Here is a 19,205-nt window from a genome sequence, read left to right as displayed (position 1 = left end):
CTCAGATCCCCCCCTTTTGATATATAAAAACTTCTTCGATACTTACGCCAAAAAAATCAGCAATTTTATACGCCAAAAGCAAAGATGGAGAGTAATTATTCTTTTCCATAACAAAAATCGTTTGTTTAGAGACTCCTACAACTTTTGCAAGATCGCTTTGAGACATTTTTCTTAGTACCCTGAATTCATAAACTTTATTTAAGATCAGATCAGATTTATTTTCCAATATTGATCACTCCTTCCATTTAGATTGTAAATTATTTCTTAAAAAAAGTAAAGTATACTTATACTTTTTTAAGAAATAATTTACCACGCTGAACCTCCAAAAAAATAAAGACCACCCCTCAATTGAACTGCACCCCAATTGTTAGACACAATTACCAATTGGAGGTGCAGTTTTTTTATGACCAAATTTAGCACAGATGAAAAAATACAAGCTGTTATGCGTTATAAAAAGGGATCAGAGAGCATGAAAAGCATCGCAAAATCGATCGGGCTTCACCATTCTGTCTTTTTAAACTGGATTAGACAATATGAGCATCATGGTGAAAAAGCCTTTATAAAGGGCTATACATCATATCCTGCACAGATTAAACTAGACATACTTCATTATATGAACGAATTTGGGACGTCTGTTAGAGAAACGGCTACTATATTTAATATTCCTAGCCACAGTACCCTTTTAAGCTGGATTAAAAGCTTAGAATTACAAGGGGGAGACGCCCTGCAACCAAAGAAAAAGGGGCGCTCATCCATGAAAAAAGGAACTAAATCACAGAAGGATCAAACGTTAGTAGAAGGGTCTGTAGAGGCTTTACAAGCAGAGGTAGAGCGTTTGAGAATGGAGAATGCCTACTTAAAAAAGTTGAATGCCTTAGTTCAAAACAAGGGAAAATCACCAAACAAGACAAAGCTCAAGTAGTCTATGAACTAAGGAATCAATTTTCGGTGAAAGCACTTCTTCAGCTAGCAGATATCCTGCGTAGCACGTATTATTATGTGGTAAAGGCGTTGGGAGCGCCAGACAAGGATTCGGAGTTAAAAGACATGATCCAAGCGATTTATGATGAGCATGAGGGACGCTATGGTTATCGTTGTATTCGTGACGAGTTAATCAATCGTGGACACCGTGTGAATCATAAAAAGGTACACCGTGTGATGAAGGTATTGGGATTAAATTGTTTGGTACGTATGAAGAAATACCGTTCGTATAAAGGAACGATTGGCACGATCGCACCGAATCTATTGGAACGCAACTTCCACGCGGAAAGGCCAAACGAGAAGTGGGTTACAGATATTACAGAGTTTAAATTGCTCGGAGAAAAATTGTATTTATCCCCCATACTCGATCTATATAACGGAGAAATCATTACATATACGATTGGTTCAAGACCAGTCTACTCCCTTGTTTCCACGATGTTAGATCAAGCATTTTACCGATTAACAGATGAGGATAAACTCCTTATTCATTCGGATCAAGGTTGGCACTATCAGATGAAACCGTATCGTCATGCCCTTGAAGAACGCGGTATCACGCAAAGTATGTCCCGTAAAGGTAACTGCTACGATAACGCCGTCATGGAGAACTTCTTTGGCATCATGAAATCCGAGTTTTTGTATTTAAAGGAATTTGAAAATATCTCACATTTTAAACAAGAGCTATCCAAATACATTGATTATTACAACAACAAACGCATTAAGGCAAAACTAAAGGGCATGAGTCCCGTACGCTACCGGATTCATGCCCAACAAGTTGCCTAATGATATAACCTGTCTAACTTTATGGGGTCACTTCAAATTGAGCAAATCAACATTGCTCAATTGAGGGGTGGTCTTTATCACTTCAATTTTAATTTTCAACTTATATCAACTGTCATGTACATCTCCACTCACCTCTGGATCATGTCCTGCATAACTAAACTATTTACAACCATGATTTCTCCATATAATCTATCAACAGATTCAGTACAATTGGATCATAATAAGCAATCCACAGTGTAGTATCCATCGTATAGACCTGCTTCGCTTTAACCACATCAAGTTCATCCATAACGACGTGTTGTGGATTTCACCTCTAAATCCTGATTGCTGTAATCCCTCAGAACAAAGAGGTAATTGCCATCAAGTTCAGCAAAATCTCCACGAATATCATTGTACTGTTATCCTTGTCATTCTCCATCAGTTTTGGTGCATTCATTCTCAGATCACCATACAGAATACTAGCTGTAAGGTGCGAAGTAGTATGCAGACAGACACTATTGTCTTTTGGACGAAACAACGCAACAATATCTTCTCCCAGCTTGGCGGACAAGGCTGATTTCATCTCGGTAATACGAGTATTGTATTGATCAAGTACCTGGTCTGCTTCCTGATCCTTATCCATGATCTTTCCAAATTTCTTCAATGTATCACGCCAGTCTTCATTCCGTTCCAGCATCAGTGTATTCGCAATGAGTGTCAACTTCTCATAGATTCCTTCCTGGGAACTCGGTGTAGATGATCATATCGGGACTCAGTTGCAAAATGGCTTCCAGATTCGGCTCGTCCCAAGTACCGATCTGTTTCACATCAACCAGCCTATCTACAAGGTATTCCGGGAATTGCTCATGATCCGTTTCAGCTAATACGCTACTCACATGATCCTAGAAAAAAGGCTACCTCTGATCCAGAAACTATATCCTAATTCGAGAAATTTCCAGCGTAGTAACTTTCCCGGCATGACAGACCAGTTTACTTCGTGCCTAATGTTCCATCTCATCCAAGCGGAGAAATGCTTCCCCCTAACAATTAGAAGCGAAGCCCTCCCGGGCCTCGCTTCTAATTGTTAATCGTTAGTTTATCTGCTGCATACATATGCGGACGCGGCTTGGGAATGACATCGGGATAACCAATATGCAATACACCCACAATTCGCTCCCCAGGCAATACCCTGTCATCTCACGGAAGTTCGGGGTAACAGGAATGTATTCGTTTTCCATACTACGCCAAGTCTGCTCCCAAGCTGCAAGTTGAAAACTTTGAATCCAGCTGCACACCGTACCAAAATCTTCGATCCATTGCTTTGACCGTGGATCTTCCTCATGACAACGACCAGATGTAGTTGAATGACAGCATATTCTGCTCTGCGGGATTCCTCGTACCCACGACGATCTTCGGTAAACTGCTCGCGGAAAGCATCCGAAAACTGGATATATCGCCAAGGCTCACGTAAGCCATGATTAGGTGCCCAATTCGCCGTATTCTGCAAGAATGCCAGCACTTCCTGCGGAACCGGATCACTCTTGAACCGCCTTATGGCTCGATGCTCCATAATTGCCTGTGCTACCGGGGACATCTCGATCACTTTCGTCAAACATCACTCCTTATTATCTGGTTGTATCGCTGATGTTTAGCTTGGTTGATTCGTTGGCGGAGCGGGTTATTTCTGACCTCTACGTTCTCGTATAAATGCTTAGTTCAATTAATAGTCGTAATCACCGTGTGCTCAGGTAAGCAATACCCAGACCGCCCGTAACCGGATTCTGATAGATTTCACAGTCTACGTCGAATACCTCACCAATCATCTCGCGAGTCAGAATATCAGCCGGTTTGCCATGGACAACAATCTGGCCTTTTTTCACTACATAGAGATAATCACAATATTCTGCGGCGAGTTCGAGGTCATGGAGCGCTGCCAATATACCAATGCCGAGTCCACGAACAATGTTCAGAATCTGAAGCTGGTATTTGATGTCCAGATGGTTGGTCGGCTCGTCCAGAATCAGGAATTCAGGTTGCTGTGCCAGGACACGCGCCAATACCACACGCTGTTTCTCTCCCCCAGACAAAGACACGTAATTACGCTCCGCATGTCCAGTCAGATGTACTTTTTCCAGCGCCTGCTCCACGATTGCATGATCCTGTTCATTGTCCGATTCCAGCAGTTTTTTGTGTGGAGTACGACCCATCATGACCATCTCGCGCACCGTAAAATCAAAGCTCAATTCATTAAACTGGCCGACAACGCCCAAATGTCTGGAGACAACCTTCGGACTAGATTTGAGAATATCGATATCATCCAGAAAAACCTTGCCATGCTGCGGTTTGATCACTTTATAGATGCTCTTGAGCAAGGTAGATTTGCCACATCCATTCGGACCAATCAGTCCAACAAACCGCTTGCCGTTCACCTGTAATGAAATGTCCCTTATGATGTCCGTATTCAGCACGGAGATGGATACATTTTCAACGTTCAGTTTCATGTTAATTTCCTCCAAAACCGTAGCCTTTTTTGACGAGCATATACATAAACATCGGCGCACCAATCATGGCTGTAATAATACCAATCGGCAGCTCAACACTGGAAATTAGTGATCGTGCAATAACGTCCGTCCAGATCAGGAAAATAGCTCCGAACAGCACGGATATAGGCATCACTTTGCGATGATCTGAACCAACCAGACCTCTCACGATATGCGGAATAATCAGTCCGACAAATCCGATCATGCCGCATCCGGCTACCATCACGCCCGTTACCAGAGCAGTTAACAGCATGTACAGCCTGCGGTATACACTCAGATTGATGCCTAGTGTAACCGCTGCTTCATCCCCCAGTAACATCGTATTGAGTACTCTCGACTGCAACAGGAAGAATAGAATGGCTACAAGCACCACAATACCCACCAGCGGAAGTTTGTTCCATCCGGAAGCTGCAAGGCTGCCCATGGTCCAGAACGTCACTGTCTTGATGCCTTCGGCATTGTTGGCAAAATAAATAATAAAGTTGGAAAAGGCGCTGCACAGCGCGTTAATGACCATACCGGCAAGCACCAGCTTGACCGATGTCATTTTTCCCCGTATACCCGCAAGGGTCAACACCAAGAGAGAAGCCCCCATCGCTCCGGCAAAAGCCCAGAAAGCCACACCGGTCTGACCCAGCCAGCCAATGGCGCCAAAGCCAATGAGAATTGCAAAAGTTGCTCCGAGTGAAGCGCCTGAGGATATACCCAATATGTATGGATCAGCTAGCGGATTCTGCACAGCCGCCTGTATAACAGCACCGCACAAGGCCAGACCTGCACCGATAAACATCGCCATCAGCACACGCGGAAAACGAATCTGCCAGATGATATCCGTAAAGGACCCTGCTTCGATTGGTGTTGCTCCCCACTGAAATCCTGTTAATTTGTACAAAAGAATACGATAGGACTCCCCCAGCGGAATACGTACTTGTCCGATAGAAACTGCGATACCCACGGAAATGATCGTAATGATGATCAAAGCTGCAATCAATAATGCAAACCCTGATTTGCTATGAACCATAGACTCTTTTTTCCCCACTGTACGCTGTGTCTGAACCTGAACCATCTGTGCCATCTCTTCCCCCATCAATTCTGTGTAAATTAAATATAGATACTTGAATCAATTTCATAACTCACTAAAATGGATTTTTTGTAACTAGATATAGACAAAATGAACCCTTTTGATCTATATCTAGCCTTGATTGAAGCAGCTAAAGGTATTATGAAATTGATTCACTTACAACGTATTTTCTCGGATTATAATTGAGAATGATTATCTTTGTCAATTATAACCACATAGAAAAGGGGTTCATCGTTTAATGAAATTCACATCCAGAACCAGCGGCGTTGCTGCTCTGTACGGTTCCGTTACACCGGATGTGGCGGATGAGTTTGCCAAAATCTTGATAGCCTGTATAGCGATATTGCACAACTCGGGCAAATCTTCGACGTTCAGGAAAATGCCGCAACATTAATGTTACAGATTTCAGCCAGTTCTGGGGTTATGGATATCAAATTCTGGATGGCGTTGAGAAAATGGCACAGCAAATGAGCAGGAGAAGAAATTCTCACTGCTCATTTTGCTGCTGCGCCTCTAATAAATCATGTAGGCCCGCAAGTGGCTCAACTGGAGTTCTGAAGACGTGTATCCGTGTTAGCACTAGGGAGATTAAACCTTGGCAAAATGGTTCATAATCATTTTGGCAGCCTGCTTATAACCGCCAGCCTGCCTTAAAGATTCACCGATGAGGTAAGCCTGATGTTTATAAAGCGAATTATGTAGTACTTCTACTAATGCCTCTCTCAAATCAGTTGCACTAAGGTTATGTTTGTTCAAAGTAATACCCGCACCCAACTCCTGTACCCGATTGGCGACAAGAGGCTGATCCGATGTTAATGGAATCATCACCAGCGGAACGTTATAATAGAGAGCCTCACTCGTGCTGTTCATTCCGGCATGAGTAATAAAAACATCCGTATGCTGCAGCATGTCCAACTGCGCAATGTATGGCCTGACGATGAAATTAGAAGGAATTTGATCCGCCAGCGGTTCCATATCCGTGTATTTTCCTGAAGATAGAACAACGTTTAATGGCAGATCTCCCAGTGCTTCAAAGCACAGCTGGTAGAAATCCAAATTTTTATTCAAAATGGTTCCCATGGCAATGTACACCGTATGCGGATGACGTTCATGAAGCAGTTCGAACGAGAAAGTTGGAGCATCTTGGCGCGGTATGATTGAAGGACCAGTGAAAATAAAACGATCATCCAGCTTGTCTGCATGTGGCTGAAAATAACGGCTCGTATACACAAGCTTTAACCGACCTGCATGTGCCGGAATTTCTTCCATGGCTGGCATGTTCACTTGAAATTCATGGGCTAACTCACGCGTGATTTTCATCGTGGCCTCATATAGGCCTTTTGTATCCGTATCTCTCTCACTCAAACCTTGTGTAGACCCCAGAGGCTCTACAAAAGCAAAGGAAGCAATCGAACATACCGCAGGAATTCCCAATTTTTCTGCAAGAATAGTCCCTCCCCATCCCATCAGGGAATCAAAGATCATATAATCGAACTTTTGATTTTCTATCACTCGCAGCACATTGGGGATGATCCTCCGAATAATACCGCTTACCATCATATGAATGAACTGATAAGAATGCTTGTACTCCTGGGGTTTCAACACCGGATCATGAGAGAAGGCATCTTGTGGAAATGGATAGGTAAGTATCCGGGCACCGGTTTGTTCAATTCGGGAACGATATTCCTCCGTACATACATAGACAACTTCCTCACCATTGTCTATCAACTGAGTAACTAATCCTAACGACGGATTCACATGTCCTTCAGCTGGAGTAATGACTACTAATACACGTGCCATCTTATCCACCTCCCAATATAATTTGTCCCCCCGTTCTTCGTGATGTATTTAACGACGCGACCGTCATCCGTTACATGGGAATGTTATCCTTCAACTGGCTGATCGGATGATGTTCTTGATGAACGAGTTTGGTAATTCGAAGTGATGCCAAGAAACTTAACAAGACCCATAGTAATTGCAGTGATAACACGATCAAAACGCCAGTCGATATGCCCCATTGTAAAGTTTCGGACAAGGCAATCAGAGCGCCACCGACTCCAATGCTTACTCCCATATAGAAGGAATCTACGAATTGCAGATTCGCGGACATTTCTCCCTCTTTCCTGGGCAAGGCATGTTGTAAAGCAATGGCTGCAGTTGTAGGGTTGGCCAATCCAACGCCGAACCCTGTAATCATTTGTGAGAGAAGAATGAGTATTATTCCACCGTCCGTCAGAATAAGAGCTAGGATCACAAGTACAGTCCCAGCGATCATAATCCCAATGCCCGTCATAACTCTGCCCTTTCGGGCACGACCCTGATCTCGTACATCAAGCTTGGCTTGCAACCACGCTGCGGCAGACCAGCTCAGAGAACCTGCTGCTACAAGGAGGCCAGCAAGGTCAGCTGATAACCCTTTCACTTCGGTTAGTGCCAAGATCACAAAACTCTCCGTTGTAAAATAACAAGCAACATACAGTCCTCTGGAAACCAAAGTAGCAGGCAATCCTTTTTTTACCGAAAAAGTGCCCACAGGCAGCAGTTTACGCATTGGTGGAATCATGACGACTAATCCACCCAAAGTGAGTACTATGCCTTTCCAATCCGTTATCATACCAAGTCCTGTGAGTAACAGGCCCGTTCCAACGGCAAGTAGAATCGCGTAAATAATCTTTGAGTCAGCAGCTTGCGCTGGACCTGTCAGATCTTGCCCTAGCTGCAAATCACGGAAAGAGCGGAATGTAAGACTCAACGCTATTCCAATCAAGGGTAAAACGATCCAGAAAACATATCGCCACGAGATGTAGGAAGCAATAAGGCCTGCTGCATAAGGCCCGATTAAGGTAGGCAGGACAAATGCCATGGAGAATGCAGCCAGGATTTGAGTACGAAGTGCATCTGGATAATGCAACGTCACACAGGTATAAACGCATGTGATCAGGGCCCCCGCTCCAAAACCTTGTAGGGCTCTTCCTACAATAAGCATATGCATATCGAAAGAGACAGCTGAGACCACAGTTCCTAGCACAAAAACACTAAAAGATATCAGCATCGATGTAAAAACGCCGCGCTTGTCAACCTGTTGACCCATAACCAAGGTTCCAATAAGCTGAGATAACAAAAATGCGCTGAAAATCCAACCGTATAAATGAATTCCCTCTAAACTTTGTGCCATTTTCGCGGCAATTGTCGTGATAGCCAGTCCTTCGAAAGCTACGGTGGCCAGAACCAGCATTATCCCAATCGTAGGCGCCCTATACTGAGCATCAAAAATCCCAATCTGATGGTTATTTGTCTTCTACACCTCCGTAATTACATGGTTTATATGGAAAATTAATCCTATTCCACTTCCTAAATATACATTGACCACACTACTTTGTAAAGTTAAATGTTTAAATAGTAGGATCATGGAGTAGGATCATGGTCTAGAATATGATTCCCATGTTCAATAGGAGATTTTGCTTGAAAATATGCCATTTTCATTACAGTCAATTTGGAGAAGTTCATCCTGCAGGATCCAGGCATCTGTTTTTTCAACAAAGAAATCAAATCCTCCAATAGATTGAACCAATGCGGGATCGACTGGTGTAGCACTCGCATTGATGCCAATTGTAAAAGCATCGGAGCCTCCTCCAACATATTTTGCATAAATCCTTACATATTGGCCCTCTTCCAATTCCCATTCATTCTTAAATGAATCGATTGCTTTATCAGATACTACAAATGAGATCATTGCTCTGCACTCCTTCCTTAATTAATCACATTTTTTCACTTCACCACGATAATTGGCCATTCTGAAACTGGCCCCGCATCCACACGAAACTTTGGCATTTGGATTATTCATCGTGAATCCGCCTAACATTCCGCTTTCTTCATAGTCAATCTCAAGACCATCAATATATGGAATACTGTTCGCGTGAACCAATATCCTAAATTGCTTTTTATTTAACACAATGTCTTCTTCTGCCTGCTGCTCATCCACGATAAGGGTATAAGATAAACCACTGCATCCCCCTTCATCAACACCTACTCTAAGGAAGGCATTTTGGATATCCGCACTTGATAAAATTTCGACAATTCTGTCCGATGCTGTATCGCTGACCTCGATGATCATATTCATTCCTCCCTGGCGGTATCATTTTGAGAACCTGGTATCCCAGTCCATTAGACAGGGTATGAATGTAGCAAGAGCAACTCCTTTTGGCGTAAGTTCATACATAATTTGTGTAGGGCATGTCAGTATTGTTCTTTTGACCAAATGATCATGTTGAAGACCCTTTAAACGTCTAGAAAGGATCATTTCGGAAATGGAAGGAATGCTTTCAGAAATTTCACCAAATTTCTTCGGACCTTGAGACAGAGCGCTTAAAATATGGATCGTCCATTTCGTTCCAATGATGCGATAAGCTGTAAATAGTTTATTCGGATCTTCAGTGAACAATGGTCTGTACACCCACTTTCTTATTCATCCGCGTGGTGAGATCCGAGTGCTGGCAATGATACTCATGACGATCAATATGAGATGGAAACCCATGGCTACAATTAAGCCGGATTGAAGTGACATTCCGCCAGCCTGACACACGACAAGGATGGAACCACCAATCCCGATCACTACCCCCGGTGTAAAAGAATCTGCAAATTGCAGATTTGCTGAGGTTTGGCCCACGCCTTCTTCCCCCGTTTGGGAAAATGCGACAACACCGCTAATCGGATGCGCCAATCCAATACCGACTCCTGCGATGATCTGACCAATAACTGCAATGGTAACGGTCACAACAGGTACCCAAAATACGATGGCAATCCCTATGGCAAGTAACAGTACGCCAAGAATAATTCTCATATGACGTCCACGGCCCTGATCTGCCGCATCCCACCGTCCTTGCAGATACGCAATGATACACCAACTTAATGCAGCACTCGCCACAATTAATCCGGCCTGAGAAGGTGTAATTCCTTTCACATCGATTAAAGCCAATACCAAGAAATTCTGTGTGCTAGTATAGGCAGCGAAGAACAATCCACGTGTTGCCAAAATAGCTGGCATTCCTCTGCGCAACGTAAGTGTTCCCTTAGGTAGCAATTTACGGAGAGGAAATATCATCAATACGAAGCCAATTATGACTAAAACAAATCCCATAATGCTCGGAAGCCTACTTAGACCAACCAGGAAAATCCCTGTACCCAACGTTAAGAGTAACGCCATCCAAGTGGATGAAGATCCGCTATCCCCTCCGTTCTTTTGCACTTTCAATTTCCTAAAGGCAGGTAAACTAAGCAATGCTGAAACCACCAGCACAGGTAAGATCCCCCAGAAAACAAAGCGCCAGGACCACTGATCTGCGATAACTCCTGCTACATATGGACCGAGCATGGACGGAAGAACATAGGCAGTACCAAATGCTCCAAGAATTTTGGCACGCAACTCATCCGGGTAACTTAACGATATAGCTGTATACACACAAGTCATCATAGCTCCTGCACCCAAACCCTGCAGAGCCCGTGATCCTATCATAATATACATGTCGCCTGCAGTTGCGGCAGCGATCAACCCTACGATAAACAACAGAAGTGCATAAGTGAACGGTGCTGCAGGTCCTCTTTTATCAATGATTCGACCGACGACCAGCGTTCCGATAATCTGCGCAAGCAGATATGTACTGAATATCCATCCGAACAGGCTAAGGCCGTTCAAGTCTCCAGCAATCGAAGGAGCAATGGTGGTTACGGATAGACCTTCGAATCCAACGGCCATCACTGATAAAATAATCCCTATGGTTAGTGCAAAATAACGCGGGCTGAAAATACTTTGATGATTAGACGACATGAAATGTGACCTCCAAGAAAATTGGTATGTATACTTCGTATCCGGATACTTAGTAAACATTTTTGTTTATAATGTCTAAGCTACAGTTCAGCTTTGACTTTGTCAACATTTTTGTTTAAAATGTAGGGAGTGATGTAGATTCAGTTGCTTTAAAAGGAGGTGCACCATGAGCGGAAATCAAACCAAAAAGGATGTCTCGACCAGTACCCGGAGAGCGATTATTGATCTGTTAAAAGAGCGCGGGGGAATGGATGTTGTCGCACTGTCCTCTCAGTTTTCGTTATCCGGAATGGCTATTCGTCAACATCTGAATGCGCTAAAAGAAGAAGGATTGGTTACAAATGTGGAAGAGGCCCGTCCCATGGGTCGACCCACCAAGCTATGGATATTAACTCCCGCGGCTAATCGTTTTTTCCCAAGCGGATATTCGGATTTATCCGTCAGCCTCATCCATTCGATGAAGGAAGCCTTTGGTAATGAAGGGCTGGACAAGCTGTTGGATGTTCGGAATAAAAATATGCAAGAACAATATCTTCAGCATCTTGGGAATGCATCGGGTGTTAGAGAAAAGTTGGAGAAATTGGCCGAAATTCGCACAAATGAAGGTTATATGGCCGAGGTTAAAGAGCAGGATGATGGCAGTCTCCTACTCATTGAGAAGCATTGTCCGATCTGTGAGGCGGCGGCAGTATGTACCGGGTTATGCAAAAATGAATTACATTTATTTAAAACGGTTCTAGGCAATAATGTTCATATTGAACGGGGAGAGTACCTTTTAGCAGGAGGAACAAAATGCGTATACACCGTTAGGCAAAATAAGCCATGACGAAAAGAGCAACCTCATAGGAGATTGCTCTTTTTTGTTTACACATTTTTGCAGCTTACACTTCTCTTGCGAGTTTCTCCACTTAGAATCATCCATATCAGGATAACCATTTTTATGTATTTCATTTCTTTGCCTTACCTTACAGATAGATATGGCAATCCTTGATGATGTTTTGGATGTAATTTTAGCAAGTTCATATAGTTAACATGTTTTCTGATTTTGTCCATAAAAAATCCCCCATACTAGACAGTGTAATCGGCTGATTTTTCTGTCTATATAAGTTGAACTACAGATTATTTACACGGACACTACGATGACAGAATAACCTTTCAATCGCTGTTATCTCCAGATTTTTTTGATTCCCTTTTCGCAAGGGAAAATCGGGTGATAGCGTATGCTTCCGATGCAGCTTTCTTTCAGAAAGCTTTTAGGCGAACGCTTCGCTTTTTCAGGTTTTTTCTGTCCTCTCCGTTATCGTGTAAATGATTAGTTCAACTTATATAGTACGGGGGATCATATGAAGTTAGGGGCAGCCTGCTTTCTGGTTTATACCGTTTTCTTTTTGAATTTATAAATGACTGCCATGAGAATAAACCACACAGGGGTGACAAATAACGCCACTCGCGTGTCCTCAGCCAACGCCAAGACCACCAACACAAAAGCTAGAAATGCCAGAATCAGATAGTTGGAAAAAGGATACAGCGGCAGTCTGAAGCGACTCTGACTTGCCAGTTCCGGCTGGGTGCGGCGATATCGGAGATGGCAGATCACCATGATACCCCAGACGAAAATAAAACACACGGTCGACACGCTGGTGATTAGCGTAAATACCCCTTCCGGCATGATATAGTTGAGAACAATCGCGATCAGGATAACGATCGTGGAGAAAAATAGCGCATTGGAAGGAACTTTCCTGTTATTTAAACGAGCAAACGATTCGGGTGCGCTGCGATCCTTTGCCATGGAGAACACCATACGACTTGTACTAAAAATGGCACTGTTACACGCCGAAGCTGCGGACGTCAGTACCACAAAATTCACAATACCGGCAGCTGCCGCAATACCTACTGCTGCGAACACCTGTACAAACGGACTTTCCGTAGGCACAATGGCGTTCCAAGGGTAGATGCTCATGATAATGAACAACGCACCCACATAAAAGAGTAGCACCCGGATCGGGATCTGATTAATCGCTCTCGGGATAACCTTCTCCGGGTTCTCGGTTTCCCCCGCTGTCAGTCCCACCAGTTCCATGCCTACAAAAGCAAACACCACCATCTGGAACGATATGATAAATCCATGCAGCCCATTCGGGAACCATCCCCCATGAGTCCACAGATTGGTGAAACTCGCAGGACCCTGATCGGTGGTAAAACCTTTAAAAATCATGTATAAACCAACGACAATGAGGGCCAGAATGGCTATTACTTTAATCAGAGCAAACCAGAATTCCATTTCCCCAAACAGCTTGACCGTAGCCAGATTCATAATTAGCAAAATGACCAGTGCAATGAGACCCGGCATCCACTGAGGTACATCGGGAAACCAGAACTGCGTGTATAATCCAACGGCGGTAATGTCAGCCATAGCAATGGAAATCCAACAGAACCAGTAGGTCCATCCAGTAATGAATGCTGTCATATTTCCCAGGTAATCACGTACAAAATCGACAAAGGAATGATACTGCAAATTGCTGAGAAGCAGTTCGCCCAATGCTCGCATAATGAGGAACAGCACGATTCCCGTAATGATGTAAGCCAGCAAAATGGATGGCCCTGTCAGTTGGATCGTTTTACCTGCTCCGAGAAACAGACCTGTACCAATCGCACCTCCAATCGCCATCAGTTGCACATGCCTGTTCTTTAATCCTCTTGTTAACGTTGCTTCCTGCATGGTACACCACCACTCTCTTTCTGTTCATGCTCTCTACGATGCAAAATAATAATACTCATCATATAATAAACTGCCCTGAATACATATGCTTATTTTTATATTTTTCATACAACAAAAAGGCCGCCTTTCGTGCAAAGCGCCTACCTATGGAAATGACAATAGGCTATCTGCAAATGTAAGTTTCTCTTGCGTTTTTTTCCAAATTAAGTTATTTATAACAGAATTTAATCTTCATATGTCATAAAATAAGAAAATTCTAATTAACATCGTAATTAACGTCGATATACTACTAAAGAACTACAGATTTTGGAGGTTAATAATGAAAAAGCGTTCTAATAAGAAAAATTTAAAAAAGAAAACAACTGCTGTCATATCTTTAGCAATGATACTAACTTCTCAAGTTTCTCCATTTGTTCAAATTGCTAGAGCGTCACCAAGTATGCAACCCAACAAGAATATGACACTTTCTTCTAATAGTAAGGTAAGTCTCAGGGTAGACCCTAGCTATAATTACATAACATCTAAAGATAATAAAAACGTAATAACGGTTTCAACCGAATCAGGAAACACACTAAGCATTGAACCTTTAAAAGAGGGAAGCACATTTTTTAATTTGGTCATTTCTAATCTAGAAAATACTTTCGTTCAATCTTTTGTGATTAAAGCTGTTACTGCTGGAACAGATGGCATTTTAGACATAGGGGATATTGTGAATTTCCTGAATATCTCCCCTTCTTCTGCTGTTGCAAGTGACGTAAGAATGATGTTAGAAGGAATTGAATCTCGTGCCTTTTCCAAGCCGAACGACAATGGTTCAAACCTAGCACCCTTAATCGTAAGCTCGCCGCTCATTACATTCGATCCGAATACGAATGAGTTCATTCCAAACTTTTTGGATACGTCCTACTTGTTCCAAGATCCCAATGGCGATGCTCTCTCCTATGCGTTGGTGCAAGGACCGGATGACCTCAGTGGGCTGAGTGTGAGTCTGTGGGGCAGCGAGTTATATCTGGGCGGAACGCCAACGATGCCGACGTCCTTCACCGTGCGAGCGACGGATCCACGAGGACTGTATGCCGATCTCACTAGCACGTTGAATTTTGTGCCAGAACCAGTGTCTCATGGGGTCGTTCAAGCCAGTGGAACACGCACGCAGATTGACCTGAATTCGTATTTCCAAGATCGAGACAACGACCCATTGGTCTTTGCTCTGGAAGGGACCAGCCACGCGGCGTATGCTCATATTGATGACAACTTGTTAACGTATAGCGGGTCCATTATTCAGCCCATCAACTTGCAGGTTTCTGCCACTGATCCTAAAGGCTGGTCAGTGCACAATATCATACAAATTCAGGGCGAAAACTTGGCACCACTGATCGTGAGTTCGCCTATGATTACGTTCGATCCGAATACGAATGACTTCATTCCAAGCTATTGGAATACGTCGTACTTTTTCCAGGATCCCAATGGCGATGCGCTCTCCTATGCGTTGGTGCAGGGACCGGACGACCTCAGTGGGCTGAGTCTGAGTCTACTATGGGGCAACAAGTTGTTCTTTGGCGGAACGCCAACGATGCCGACGTCCTTCACCGTACGAGCAACAGATCCACGCGGACTGTACGCCGATCTGACTAGCACGTTGAACTTTGTGCCAGAACCGGTATCTCATGGGGTCGTTCAAGCTAGCGGTACACGTACGCAGATTGACCTGAATTCGTATTTCCGAGATCGAGACAACGACCCGTTGGTCTTTGCTCTAGAAGGGACCAGCCACGCGGCGTATGCTCATATTGATGACAACTTGTTAACCTATAGCGGATCCATTATTCAGCCCGTCAACTTGCAGGTTTCTGCCACTGATCCTAAAGGCTGGTCAGTGCACAATATCATACAAATTCAGGGCGAAAACTTGGCACCACTGATCGTGAGTTCGCCTATGATTACATTCGATCCGAATACGAATGACTTCATTCCAAGCTATTGGAATACATCGTACTTTTTCCAGGATCCCAATGGCGATGCGCTCTCCTATGCGTTGGTGCAGGAACCAGATGTCCTCAGTGGTCTGAGTGTGAGTCTGTGGGGCAGCGAGTTATACCTGGGGGAACACCAACGATACCGACGTCTTTCACCGTGCGAGCGACGGATCCGCAAGGCCTGTACGCGGATCTCACTAGCACGTTGAACTTTGTGCCAGAACCAGTGTCTCATGGGGTCGTTCAAGCCAGTGGAACACGCACGCAGATTGACCTGAATTCGTATTTCCGAGATCGGGACAACGACCCGTTAGTCTTTGCTTTGGAAGGGACTAGCCACGCAGCGTATGCTCACATCGATGGCAACTTGTTAACCTATAGCGGATCCATTATTCAGCCCGTCAACTTGCAGGTTTCTGCCACTGATCCTAAAGGCTGGTCAGTGCACAATATCATACAAATTCAGGGCGAAAACTTGGCACCACTGATCGTGAGTTCGCCTATGATTACATTCGATCCGAATACGAATGACTTCATTCCCGGCTTTTTGGATACGTCCTACTTATTCCAAGATCCGAATGGCGATGCGCTCTCCTATGCGCTGGTGCAGGAGCCGGATGCGCTCAGTGGCCTGAGTGTGAGTCTGTGGGGCAGCGAGTTATATCTGGGCGGAACGCCAACGATGCCGACGTCCTTCACCGTGCGAGCGACGGATCCGCAAGGACTGTACGCGGATCTGACTAGCACGTTGAATTTTGTGCCGGAACCGGTATCTCATGGGGTGGTTCAAGCCAGCGGAACACGCACGCAGATTGACCTGAATTCGTATTTCCGAGATCGAGACAACGACCCGTTGGTCTTTGCTCTGGAAGGGACTAGCCACGCGGCGTATGCTCATATTGATGACAACTTGTTAACGTATAGCGGGTCCATTATTCAGCCCGTCAACTTGCAGGTTTCTGCCACTGATCCTAAAGGCTGGTCAGTGCACAATATCATACAAATTCAGGGCGAAAACTTGGCACCACTGATCGTGAGTTCGCCTATGATTACATTCGATCCGAATACGAATGACTTCATTCCAAGCTATTGGAATACATCGTACTTTTTCCAGGATCCCAATGGCGATGCGCTATCCTATGCGCTGGTGCAGGAGCCGGATGCGCTCAGTGGGCTGAGTCTGAGTCTACTATGGGGCAACAAGTTGTTCTTTGGCGGAACGCCAACGATGCCGACGTCCTTCACCGTGCGAGCGACGGATCCGCAAGGACTGTACGCGGATCTGACTAGCACGTTGAATTTTGTGCCGGAACCGGTATCTCATGGGGTAGTTCAAGCCAGCGGAACACGCACGCAGATTGACCTGAATTCGTATTTCCAAGATCGAGACAACGACCCGTTAGTCTTTGCTTTGGAAGGGACTAGCCACGCAGCGTATGCTCACATCGATGACAACTTGTTAACGTATAGCGGGTCCATTATTCAGCCCGTCAACTTGCAGGTTTCTGCCACTGATCCTAAAGGCTGGTCAGTGCACAATATCATACAAATTCAGGGCGAAAACTTGGCACCACTGATCGTGAGTTCGCCTATGATTACATTCGATCCGAATACGAATGACTTCATTCCAAGCTATTGGAATACATCGTACTTTTTCCAGGATCCCAATGGCGATGCGCTATCCTATGCGCTGGTGCAGGAGCCGGATGCGCTCAGTGGGCTGAGTCTGAGTCTACTATGGGGCAACAAGTTGTTCTTTGGCGGAACGCCAACGATGCCGACGTCCTTCACCGTGCGAGCGACGGATCCGCAAGGCCTGTACGCGGATCTCACTAGCACGTTGAACTTTGTGCCAGAACCAGTGTCTCATGGGGTCGTTCAAGCCAGTGGAACACGCACGCAGATTGACCTGAATTCGTATTTCCAAGATCGAGACAACGACCCATTGGTCTTTGCTCTGGAAGGGACCAGCCACGCGGCGTATGCTCATATTGATGACAACTTGTTAACGTATAGCGGGTCCATTATTCAGCCCGTCAACTTGCAGGTTTCTGCCACTGATCCTAAAGGCTGGTCAGTGCACAATATCATACAAATTCAGGGCGAAAACTTGGCACCACTGATCGTGAGTTCGCCTATGATTACATTCGATCCGAATACGAATGACTTCATTCCCGGCTTTTTGGATACGTCCTACTTATTCCAAGATCCGAATGGCGATGCGCTCTCCTATGCGCTGGTGCAGGAGCCGGATGCGCTCAGTGGCCTGAGTGTGAGTCTGTGGGGCAGCGAGTTATATCTGGGCGGAACGCCAACGATGCCGACGTCCTTCACCGTGCGAGCGACGGATCCGCAAGGACTGTACGCGGATCTCACTAGCACGTTGAATTTTGTGCCGGAACCGGTATCTCATGGGGTAGTTCAAGCCAGCGGAACACTCACGCAGATTGACTTGAATTCGTATTTCCGAGATCGAGACAACGACCCGTTGGTCTTTGCTCTAGAAGGGACCAGCCACGCGGCGTATGCTCACATTGATGGCAACCTGTTAACCTATAGCGGGTCCATTATTCAGCCTGTCAACTTGCAGGTTTCTGCCACTGATCCTAAAGGCTGGTCAGTGCACAATATCATACAAATTCAGGGCGAAAACTTGGCACCACTGATCGTGAGTTCGCCTATGATTACATTCGATCCGAATACGAATGACTTCATTCCCGGATTTTTGGATACGTCCTATTTGTTCCAAGATCCCAATGGCGATGCGCTCTCCTATGCGCTGGTGCAGGAGCCGGATGCGCTCAGTGGCCTGAGTGTGAGTCTGTGGGGCAGCGAGTTATATCTGGGCGGAACGCCAACGATGCCGACGTCCTTCACCGTGCGAGCGACGGATCCGCAAGGCCTGTACGCGGATCTGACTAGCACGTTGAATTTTGTGCCGGAACCGGTATCTCATGGGGTGGTTCAAGCCAGTGGAACACTCACGCAGATTGACCTGAATTCGTATTTCCGAGATCGAGACAACGACCCTCTTTCATTTGTTATTGACGGAAATAACAGCAGTGGTTCAATAAGTGCCTGGGTGGACGGAAATATCCTATCTTTCTCAGGTATTGTCACGAACCCGTTTAGTTTGAATATTAGAGCCATTGATGAAAAACGTTTTACGGTCACCAATGTTATTCACATTGAACCGAACAACAAATAATTCAGAAATTTTCACACGGAAGGAACAATCATGGATCCCAGACATAAGCACATATCTGACTTAATATTGAGTCATTCATACCACTTAGCTGAATTAGCTGCTAAAAAACATGTACAG

The 19,205-nt window shown here is 44.8% G+C and carries 19 protein-coding genes; 5 read left to right on the top strand and 14 right to left on the bottom strand.

Features of this window, described 5'->3' with window-relative positions; translation table 11 throughout:
* Position 1: 1 nt before the first annotated feature.
* A complete protein-coding gene (locus C0Q44_RS12150; RefSeq protein ID WP_105407460.1) occupies positions 2-229 on the bottom strand; it encodes a helix-turn-helix transcriptional regulator in 228 nt (75 codons plus the stop codon).
* 174 nt (positions 230-403) lie between these two features.
* On the opposite strand from C0Q44_RS12150, the gene C0Q44_RS12145 reads away from it, so the two are divergent.
* Positions 404-1,761, top strand: a protein-coding gene (locus C0Q44_RS12145) for an IS3 family transposase (RefSeq protein WP_105407459.1) whose coding sequence is annotated in 2 segments (ribosomal slippage) — positions 404-857 and positions 857-1,761 — 1,359 coding nt in all. Because the reading frame shifts where the segments join, the coding sequence is not laid out codon by codon here.
* Between the two features lie 163 nt (positions 1,762-1,924).
* Here the strand turns inward: C0Q44_RS12145 and C0Q44_RS30930 are convergent.
* From C0Q44_RS30930 to C0Q44_RS12125, 6 genes are all read right to left on the bottom strand, one after another.
* Positions 1,925-2,050: a hypothetical protein gene (locus C0Q44_RS30930; RefSeq protein WP_258166258.1), complete on the bottom strand. Its 126-nt coding sequence runs from the start codon at positions 2,048-2,050 to the stop codon at positions 1,925-1,927.
* Positions 2,051-2,098: 48 nt separating this feature from the next.
* Positions 2,099-2,461 carry a TroA family protein gene (locus C0Q44_RS12140; RefSeq protein ID WP_105407458.1) on the bottom strand — a complete coding sequence of 121 codons (363 nt, stop codon included), beginning with the start codon at positions 2,459-2,461 and terminating at the stop codon, positions 2,099-2,101.
* A 4-nt stretch (positions 2,462-2,465) separates the two neighbouring features.
* On the bottom strand, positions 2,466-2,636 hold the full coding sequence (locus C0Q44_RS30185) for a hypothetical protein (protein WP_181150956.1): 171 nt from the start codon (positions 2,634-2,636) through the stop codon (positions 2,466-2,468).
* A gap of 296 nt (positions 2,637-2,932) precedes the next feature.
* Positions 2,933-3,343, bottom strand: coding sequence for a nitroreductase family protein (locus C0Q44_RS12135; RefSeq protein WP_258166296.1), 411 nt, complete (start codon positions 3,341-3,343; stop codon positions 2,933-2,935).
* A gap of 130 nt (positions 3,344-3,473) precedes the next feature.
* Positions 3,474-4,241, bottom strand: a complete 768-nt coding sequence (locus tag C0Q44_RS12130) for an ABC transporter ATP-binding protein (protein WP_105407456.1) — start codon at positions 4,239-4,241, stop codon at positions 3,474-3,476.
* Position 4,242: 1 nt separating this feature from the next.
* Entirely contained in the window at positions 4,243-5,367 is a 1,125-nt protein-coding gene (locus C0Q44_RS12125; protein ID WP_258166295.1) for a FecCD family ABC transporter permease, read from the bottom strand.
* A 232-nt stretch (positions 5,368-5,599) separates the two neighbouring features.
* Here C0Q44_RS12125 and C0Q44_RS30180 point away from each other — a divergent pair, with 232 nt between their 5' ends.
* Complete coding sequence (locus tag C0Q44_RS30180) at positions 5,600-5,755, top strand: hypothetical protein (protein ID WP_181150955.1); 156 nt, start codon at positions 5,600-5,602, stop codon at positions 5,753-5,755.
* A 194-nt stretch (positions 5,756-5,949) separates the two neighbouring features.
* Here C0Q44_RS30180 and C0Q44_RS12120 read toward each other — a convergent pair whose 3' ends face one another.
* The 6 genes from C0Q44_RS12120 to C0Q44_RS12095 all read right to left on the bottom strand — a co-directional run bounded on the left by C0Q44_RS12120 (position 5,950) and on the right by C0Q44_RS12095 (position 11,185).
* On the bottom strand, positions 5,950-7,161 hold the full coding sequence (locus tag C0Q44_RS12120) for a macrolide family glycosyltransferase (protein WP_105407454.1): 1,212 nt from the start codon (positions 7,159-7,161) through the stop codon (positions 5,950-5,952).
* Between the two features lie 70 nt (positions 7,162-7,231).
* On the bottom strand, positions 7,232-8,596 hold the full coding sequence (locus tag C0Q44_RS12115) for an MFS transporter (RefSeq protein ID WP_105407453.1): 1,365 nt from the start codon (positions 8,594-8,596) through the stop codon (positions 7,232-7,234).
* A gap of 210 nt (positions 8,597-8,806) precedes the next feature.
* Positions 8,807-9,094, bottom strand: a complete 288-nt coding sequence (locus tag C0Q44_RS12110; RefSeq protein ID WP_105407452.1) for a HesB/YadR/YfhF family protein — start codon at positions 9,092-9,094, stop codon at positions 8,807-8,809.
* A 21-nt stretch (positions 9,095-9,115) separates the two neighbouring features.
* Positions 9,116-9,475 carry a HesB/IscA family protein gene (locus C0Q44_RS12105; protein WP_105407451.1) on the bottom strand — a complete coding sequence of 120 codons (360 nt, stop codon included), beginning with the start codon at positions 9,473-9,475 and terminating at the stop codon, positions 9,116-9,118.
* A 21-nt stretch (positions 9,476-9,496) separates the two neighbouring features.
* Positions 9,497-9,814, bottom strand: a complete 318-nt coding sequence (locus C0Q44_RS31770) for a winged helix-turn-helix transcriptional regulator (RefSeq protein WP_374955080.1) — start codon at positions 9,812-9,814, stop codon at positions 9,497-9,499.
* Positions 9,815-9,826: 12 nt separating this feature from the next.
* Positions 9,827-11,185, bottom strand: a complete 1,359-nt coding sequence (locus C0Q44_RS12095) for an MFS transporter (RefSeq protein ID WP_105407449.1) — start codon at positions 11,183-11,185, stop codon at positions 9,827-9,829.
* A gap of 166 nt (positions 11,186-11,351) precedes the next feature.
* Here C0Q44_RS12095 and C0Q44_RS12090 point away from each other — a divergent pair, with 166 nt between their 5' ends.
* Positions 11,352-12,011 (top strand): helix-turn-helix transcriptional regulator, encoded by a 660-nt coding sequence (locus C0Q44_RS12090; protein WP_105407448.1) that lies wholly within the window; start codon positions 11,352-11,354, stop codon positions 12,009-12,011.
* A gap of 546 nt (positions 12,012-12,557) precedes the next feature.
* Here C0Q44_RS12090 and C0Q44_RS12085 read toward each other — a convergent pair.
* Positions 12,558-13,904, bottom strand: coding sequence for an amino acid permease (locus C0Q44_RS12085; RefSeq protein ID WP_105407447.1), 1,347 nt, complete (start codon positions 13,902-13,904; stop codon positions 12,558-12,560).
* 655 nt (positions 13,905-14,559) lie between these two features.
* Here C0Q44_RS12085 and C0Q44_RS12080 point away from each other — a divergent pair.
* On the top strand, positions 14,560-16,089 hold the full coding sequence (locus C0Q44_RS12080) for a hypothetical protein (protein ID WP_181150953.1): 1,530 nt from the start codon (positions 14,560-14,562) through the stop codon (positions 16,087-16,089).
* Positions 16,038-19,088, top strand: coding sequence for a hypothetical protein (locus C0Q44_RS12075; RefSeq protein ID WP_181150952.1), 3,051 nt, complete (start codon positions 16,038-16,040; stop codon positions 19,086-19,088). Before C0Q44_RS12080 ends, C0Q44_RS12075 begins: the two co-directional genes overlap by 52 nt.
* Positions 19,089-19,205 lie beyond the last annotated feature (117 nt).

Source organism: Paenibacillus sp. PCH8, from assembly GCF_002968835.1.
Taxonomy (GTDB): Bacteria; Bacillota; Bacilli; order Paenibacillales; family Paenibacillaceae; genus Paenibacillus.
Note: the sequence above shows the minus strand (reverse complement) of the source record. Positions and strands in the feature narration are given on the sequence as shown.

What these genes read in the sequence shown, in the direction of transcription:
- C0Q44_RS12125 (WP_258166295.1), bottom strand. Translation starts at nt 5,367, where the DNA reads ATGGGGGAAGAGATGGCACAGATGGTTCAGGTTCAGACACAGCGTACA.
- C0Q44_RS12115 (WP_105407453.1), bottom strand. Translation starts at nt 8,596, where the DNA reads ATGCTGGTTCTGGCCACCGTAGCTTTCGAAGGACTGGCTATCACGACA.
- C0Q44_RS12120 (WP_105407454.1), bottom strand. Translation starts at nt 7,161, where the DNA reads ATGGCACGTGTATTAGTAGTCATTACTCCAGCTGAAGGACATGTGAAT.
- C0Q44_RS12130 (WP_105407456.1), bottom strand. Translation starts at nt 4,241, where the DNA reads ATGAAACTGAACGTTGAAAATGTATCCATCTCCGTGCTGAATACGGAC.
- C0Q44_RS12090 (WP_105407448.1), top strand. Translation starts at nt 11,352, where the DNA reads ATGAGCGGAAATCAAACCAAAAAGGATGTCTCGACCAGTACCCGGAGA.
- C0Q44_RS12095 (WP_105407449.1), bottom strand. Translation starts at nt 11,185, where the DNA reads ATGTCGTCTAATCATCAAAGTATTTTCAGCCCGCGTTATTTTGCACTA.
- C0Q44_RS12085 (WP_105407447.1), bottom strand. Translation starts at nt 13,904, where the DNA reads ATGCAGGAAGCAACGTTAACAAGAGGATTAAAGAACAGGCATGTGCAA.
- C0Q44_RS30180 (WP_181150955.1), top strand. Translation starts at nt 5,600, where the DNA reads ATGAAATTCACATCCAGAACCAGCGGCGTTGCTGCTCTGTACGGTTCC.
- C0Q44_RS30930 (WP_258166258.1), bottom strand. Translation starts at nt 2,050, where the DNA reads ATGGATGAACTTGATGTGGTTAAAGCGAAGCAGGTCTATACGATGGAT.
- C0Q44_RS12110 (WP_105407452.1), bottom strand. Translation starts at nt 9,094, where the DNA reads ATGATCTCATTTGTAGTATCTGATAAAGCAATCGATTCATTTAAGAAT.
- C0Q44_RS12105 (WP_105407451.1), bottom strand. Translation starts at nt 9,475, where the DNA reads ATGATCATCGAGGTCAGCGATACAGCATCGGACAGAATTGTCGAAATT.